General features: G+C 45.6%; 6 protein-coding genes and 1 pseudogene. All 7 read right to left on the reverse strand.

The window, feature by feature from the left end; translation table 11 throughout:
• The coding region (locus tag N4310_RS07070; RefSeq protein ID WP_262092625.1) for a transposase at positions 1–384 on the reverse strand (384 nt) is incomplete at its 3' end.
• A 41-nt stretch (positions 385–425) separates the two neighbouring features.
• Positions 426–584, reverse strand: a pseudogene (locus tag N4310_RS07075) (fructose-bisphosphatase class III); the annotation flags it as partial.
• 168 nt (positions 585–752) lie between these two features.
• A complete protein-coding gene (gene nt5e / locus N4310_RS07080) occupies positions 753–2,975 on the reverse strand; it encodes a cell surface ecto-5'-nucleotidase Nt5e (protein ID WP_262092626.1) in 2,223 nt (740 codons plus the stop codon).
• A 144-nt stretch (positions 2,976–3,119) separates the two neighbouring features.
• Positions 3,120–3,590 (reverse strand): NUDIX hydrolase, encoded by a 471-nt coding sequence (locus N4310_RS07085; protein ID WP_262092627.1) that lies wholly within the window; start codon positions 3,588–3,590, stop codon positions 3,120–3,122.
• Positions 3,587–4,234 carry a uracil-DNA glycosylase gene (locus N4310_RS07090; RefSeq protein ID WP_262092630.1) on the reverse strand — a complete coding sequence of 216 codons (648 nt, stop codon included), beginning with the start codon at positions 4,232–4,234 and terminating at the stop codon, positions 3,587–3,589. Before N4310_RS07090 ends, N4310_RS07085 begins: the two co-directional genes overlap by 4 nt.
• A 1-nt stretch (position 4,235) precedes the next feature.
• Positions 4,236–5,738, reverse strand: a complete 1,503-nt coding sequence (locus N4310_RS07095; protein ID WP_262092628.1) for a glycosyltransferase family protein — start codon at positions 5,736–5,738, stop codon at positions 4,236–4,238.
• Positions 5,739–5,871: 133 nt separating this feature from the next.
• A complete protein-coding gene (locus tag N4310_RS07100) occupies positions 5,872–6,318 on the reverse strand; it encodes a flavodoxin (protein WP_262092629.1) in 447 nt (148 codons plus the stop codon).
• Positions 6,319–6,578 lie beyond the last annotated feature (260 nt).

The following is a 6,578-nucleotide window of genomic DNA, read 5'->3' on the forward strand; positions in this document are numbered from 1 at the left end:
TTCTAAAACTGTCAATGCCTCAATGTAGTTATGAACCTTTTCCGGATCTTGCTCTTTATAGCTAGTCGTCTTTTTTTTTAAAGTAAGATTCACTTGCTTCAAAGCAGCCCAAACAGAGGGAATACTGCAAGAAAAATGCTCTGCAATCTCCCTTAAAAAGGCATCTGGATTTTCCTTAACAAAGTTTTTTAATTGATCCAAAGGGATTTTTCTAGACTTAGCTACACGCTTCTTGCGTTCTAAATGTCCCTGTTCTCGTTGTTGCTTTTCCCAGGTGTATAAAGTATTCGTGCTAATATTAAATAGTTTTGCAGTTTCTTGACGTGTATGTCCCTCTTCTACGTAAGCGAGGACACGTTTTCTAAAATCAATTCCGTATGCCATAAGACAAGTATATCATATACGGTTTATAAGCTAAACGACTATAAAAGATAGTCAAAAGCACCATACTCACCATGTAAATCACTCACAAAAAATTCTGTACCTTTTGGCAGATGTTGGATCGCTTCGAGGTTTATAATTTCCGTCATGACTGAGCTTTTATCCTTCAAGGATGATTTTAAAAGGCTGTAATATTTTTCCATAGGTTACCTCCATCTAATTCGCATCCATCATAAAAAAGGCCTAGTCTAAACGATGAGACTAGACCTTTTCAATTGTGTGCCGTAATCAATATCATTTTTAGCTGGAAAAGGCGACAAGTACACGCTCCAGAGCTATAAATGAAGTATCATTATTTTCCTAGTTGAGGTCTAGTTCTTCCGACGCTTGCGTTGAACCATTCCCAGAGTTGCTAGGAAACCAAGTCCAAGAACTGCAGCTCCTGATGCATCTTCAGTACCAGTGTTTGGCAAGGACTTAGCTGCTGAGCTAGCCTTAGCTGTAGCTTGAACCTTAGCAGGTGCCTGGTAACTTGGATTGTAACCCAAGGATACCCGTTTGGTAGCAGGTTTCACTGGCTCTTCCGGCTTCGCTGGCTGCTCTGGTTTAGCCGGTTGTTCTGGCTTCACTGGCTGCTCTGGTTTAGCTGGCTCTTCTGGCTTAGCTGGCTCTGTTGGGTTAGCGACTTCCTGCCAGTCTGGAATTCCATTGGCATTACTATCCAAAACGCTGGATGTAGCTACAATCCGTGAATTTGGATTCACTACAGTGTATTGATTGAGGTCAGCTGTTTTCAAAAATTCAGCAAAGACAGCATCCATGGATGGTCCTTCTTCACGGGCACCACCGAGCATGTCATAACCATCACCACCTGCTGCAACGAAGTCATTGGTTGCAAGGTAGTAGGTTTTTTCCAAATCAAGATCTTGGTAAGTTTGTGTTTCTGGATCCAAGATTTGGATTTTCAGAATCCGTTCAGATGCTTCAAGGGTTGGGTCAAAGAAGACACGCGCACCAGAAACATGAAGGAAGAAACCGCCTGGCTCTAGCAATGGCAAACCATTCTCATCCAAGACAGGATTGCCATCGGCACCTTTCTGGTGAATCGCAGACAGCGAACGCTTGAACATGTCCTGAATTTGTTGACCCTTAACGGTGATTTGGGAAATCAAGTTTCCGAATGGAAGCACCGCAATCACATCACCCTTGGTAATGTCCTTATCTTTAGCGATGGTTTCACGCAGTCCCCCCCCGTTGGTTACCGCTAGGTGACTTGGGTTTTGGAAACCAGTTTGACCGTAAGCATAAAGGGCATCTGTAACAATGTTTCCAAGGTTGGTTTCACGAACTCGGACATTTTCCCGATTTCCTTTTAGTTCAACGGTATTATTGGCCCGAACGACTACAGCATTATCGGCGTCATAGGCCTCTTTGATGCGGCTCACCACTGCTGCGATTTCTGGATCTGCTTCAGCATTTTTCAAATCGGCTGCAGAAATCAAGCTGGTCTGACCAAGCAATTGATCGGATTTCAAAACGATTTTACCAATATTGTTGAGGTAAGAACCAGTTTGGTTATAGGTTACATTGCTACCGTAGGTCGCTGTTGCAACAGTATGGGAATGACCATCAATCAAAATGACACGCTTATCTTTCAAACTTTCATTTTTTGAAAGGGCTTCGGCCAAGCTATCGCCACGCCATTCCAGTGGTGTTGTTGCATCCACCCCAAGGTGGGCCAAGATTACATAGTTTTTATAAGACTTACCTTCAGTCTTAGCCTTGGCTTCGATCTCTGCGATTACATTTTGAACTTCTGCAATCGGCTCAGTAAAGGTTACACCGACCACATTATTCGGATGTGTTTTGGTTGCTGTTTCAGGTGTTGTGACCCCGATAACTACAAACTCATCTCCAGCAAGGTCTGGTGTTTTGTCCACAATGGTAGATGCCTTGAAGAGACGCGCTCCATCGATGTAGGTATTGGCAGAAAGGATTGGAAACTCAAGCAATTGCTCATAACGACGAAGTTGATCCAAACCAAAGTCGAACTCATGGTTTCCAACTGCAATCGCATCGTAGCCAACCATGTTAAGAATCTTCAAACGTTCCTCACCCTTACTAGAGTTAGAAATTGGGAGCCCTTGAAAGGCATCTCCAGCATCAACCACCAAGGTGGGCTGTTGCGCTTTTTCAGCCTTGATGACAGCGGCTGCTTTGGCATCACCGATAACGTTCCGGTCTTCGACAATCCGCCCGTGAACATCATTGGTATGGAGAATTACTAAATCCTGAGCTGTTTGAGCAGGTTCAGCCTCCGCACTAGCAGCACGCGCTGTCACATCTTTTGGCTCAGCTTGAGCTTGCGCTTCGGCGACTTCCACTGCAGCTGTTTCAGGAACCTCCACGACTGGAGGTTGGGCAGCCAAACTTGCTGCAGGAGCAAGAGCTGGTTCAGCAGCAGGACTTTCAACCTGACTAACCGCTTCCGCTGGTTGTTCGGCGCTGACTTCGTCAGCAGCAACTCCTGTTGAGAGGAAGAGTGGGGCCAGGAGGCCAGCAGATACAAGTGGCAGCAATGCTTCTTTTTTCATTGATACAATCCTTTCCATTTTCTACACCTTATTATAGCACAAGAAAGAAAAAAAGCCGAACAAAATCAACATAACTTTTCCAAGAAAAGATGAACGTTCGGCTTTTATAAACAAAAACAGAAATAGAACTACTTATTCTTCGTCCTACTGATAAAAATGAACAGACCAATCCGTGAGTTCCTGTCCTTCATAGGCCATTTTGGCTGAGAACAGAGGTTTCTGGTCTAAAATCCACTGGAGAAAAAGATGATCTCCCTCCCAACTTGGTTTAGCGAGAACCTGATCATAGGGCACCCAGGCCAAAGTTCCTTCCGGACTCTCAATTTGCTCACCCGTAAAATCATGAACCCGATAAACATAGGTGTACCAGTCCGTCCCAGGCGTAAAAGCCGGAAACGTGATCAGCCCAACCAGGTCCATGGCCTCAACCACATACCCCGTCTCCTCAAAGACCTCACGCTTGGCACACTCTTCCGGACTCTCACCCGCCTCGACCTTGCCACCAACACCAATCCACTTGCCCTCATGCACATCATTAGGCTTCTTATTCCGATACAGAAGCAAAAACTCCTGCCCATTATCCAAATAACAAATCGTTGCCAACTGCTGCTTCATGATTTCCCTCCTAACCAATCAATCGGCTCTGCCAAGAATGCATTCGCCTGGGAAAAAGGCCGACTTCCGAAGAAACCTCGATAGGCTGACAGAGGACTGGGATGGACCGCTTCCAAGACACCATGTCCCGGCCCAATTAAAGACTTTTTCCTTTGAGCAGACTTGCCCCAGAGTATAAAAACCGCTACTTCTGTTTTCCGTCCCACAAGCGAAATCACGGCATCTGTTAAAGATTCCCAGATACGCCCTTGATGACTGTTAGCCTGACCAGCTGCGACCGTCAAAACGGTATTTAACAAAAGCACACCAGACCGAGCCCAGTCAGACAAGTCCGTCTCTTGCCGCACCCCCAGATCGGCTTCCAACTCCTTAAAAATATTGCGCAGAGAAGGCGGAGTCTTGACTCCAGTGGGAACTGAAAAACTCAAGCCATCTGCCTGCCCCTCCCCATGGTAGGGATCCTGACCCAAAATCACCACCCGCGTCTGAGCCAGACTGGTCAGCTCAAAAGCCCGAAAAACAGCCTCCCTTTCCGGAAAAACACGCTCCGCTGCATAGACCTCATCCAGAAAAGCCTGAATCTGGTCAAAATAATCACTCCCCAGTTCCGCTAGCAAAGCGGGGTACCAGTCTGTTTGCTTCAATCTATCCATGCTTGTCATTTCGAATCCATCCCATACTTGATAAGGCTAAAATTTGTGGTAAAAACTGAATTAAATAGCGGGTCTTACCACCTTCAAAGACTTGTAAGAAGAGAAAACCACCCAAAACTGCCAGCATCACAAACTGCAGCTCCACCCGATCTCCAGCATAAGGCCGGCTAGCTCGCAACACTCCCCAGGCCAGGGCTAACCAGACCAGCTGTTTGACCCAAGCATAGAACTGAAACTCAGGCCGATCATAGGAGATAAAATGCCGGCGGATCCAGGTGAAAAAGGCTTGCTGGCCAATTTCCTCATAGAGGGGAGACACATAAGGCGTTTTTTCCTTGGCTAAGTCTTCATAATAGATCCAATTCATCGTTCCGTTTTTCACAGTTCCTGCCTGTTTGACCTGGGTGTGTTCCAGGAAGGTCCAGGGAGTATAGGCTTGGAGGCGACGAACAATTTCCTTTTTGACATTCTCCTTAGCAAACATGCCATTATTATACTTCTCTCGCTCCTCCGGCTCCAAGTAGGCCAGCAAGCCTTCCTTCATGTCCTCTTGATCTGTCCCGGAATAGGTCAAGCCCAGATTGATGAAGAGGAGGGGCGTTTTTGCCAAACCTTCTCCTTCAATTAATTGCACCTCATCTTGATGCGCCATCATCTGTTGCACCGGAAAGCTCAGCAAGGCAAAGCCCAAACCAAAGAAACTAAGGCCCAAAAGACATTTCTTCCATTCTTTGGTAAAAAATAACATTAAAAAGAGGGCGAGAATCGTCACTAAAACGGTTGGTCTGAGAAAATAGGCTAGAGCCGTCAATAGGCCTAGCTGCAAGGCCAAACGAATAATCAGCGAGGTTGTCTGTCGCGCCTTCAGCAGGCCTAAAGCAAAGAAAAATTGCAGGCTAATCAGGGGCAGTGCCAGCATATCTGTATACATGGCCATAAAGAAAGGCGACGCCACCAGCAAGGCTGTATAAAAGAGAAAAACCAGATCTGCCCGCTTGCGTCCCCAAAAGCTCTCGACTCCCTTAAAGAGAATCAAGGCTGTACCATTGGTCGCCAGTAGATTGATCCCCTGTAAGACCCAAAGAGCATTCATCCCAAAGACCTTAAAAAACCAACGCTCATAGAGAAACAAGGGAAGGTTATTGGGGTTGCGCGTGAGGTAACTGGCAATCGAGAGCGGCTTGGAGAGCTCAAAGGCTCCTAAAAAGACAACCGCTGCATCCCGCCGAATCAAGAGCTGGGCTGACAAGAGTAATAGGATTTGAAAAGCCGTCAAAATCAAAATCACTGCAAGCTTATGCCGGCCTAAAAAATCATAGATCCGCTTCCAAAAAGCCGGTTGCTTATAGATCCAAAAAAATAGACCCAGGGCAGCCGGCATGGTCAGCCACCAAGGCTGGCTCAAATTGACAAAAGCAATCAACACCCAATGCACCGCCAGAATCAGTAAAAAAATCTGCAATAGTCTCGTTAAGACCTGATAAAGTTTGGACATGTCCTTCCGTCCTTTCCACACTAAGAGGGATTATCGGGGGCAGCAAGGAATAGGAAAAGAATCTTCCCCTTTGAACTGCCTCCAGTCTTCTCGACAATACACTTCGAGGCCGGGCATGGCCCAGCCTCTTGTTTCATTCAGCCAACTTCGCAGCAATCTCTTCGGCAAATTTTTCGAGATTTTCAATATCTTCGTCTTCGGCAGCCAAGTCAACTTTGACATTTTCGGAAATCTTTTCAGCACCAATTTCAGCAAAGACTTGATCAAAATCATCAACTGCCTTACAGAACTCATCATAGAAGGTATCGCCAGAGCCGACCACACCATAGTATTTGCCTTCAAGATTCACATCTTTCAGGTCTTCATAGAAGTCCACAATCTCATCCGGCAACTCACCATCCCCGTACGTATAGGAAGCCACGATAGCCACATCAGCCTCGAGAAAATCCTCGGCTTCAACCATTGTACACTCATCAATAGCCACATCCACACCAAGATCTCGTAATTTATCGGCAACAATGTCCGCAATTTCTTCTGTATTTCCTGTCATACTTGCGTAGACAATTTTTGCTAATGCCATAAGTTCCTCCTCTTTATACCTAATCAGAATACTCCACAAACTCAATTTTTGAAAATGAGCATTCCTCGTTCGCTTTACATTATATCACAAGTAGAATCATTCCCGTTGTCTCTGATCCGATGTATACCAAGGGAATAGAAGAGTATAAAAAGAAAAATCGCCACGGTAAAGTAGCGATTTTTCCGAGAGTGTACAATATCTTGTGTAAACGCAAAAAAGGAATAAATCCTGTTATAGTAGAGTTAGACTAAAAATACTAC

Source organism: Streptococcus danieliae (assembly GCF_025447695.1).
In the GTDB taxonomy this organism is placed as follows: domain Bacteria; phylum Bacillota; class Bacilli; order Lactobacillales; family Streptococcaceae; genus Streptococcus; species Streptococcus danieliae.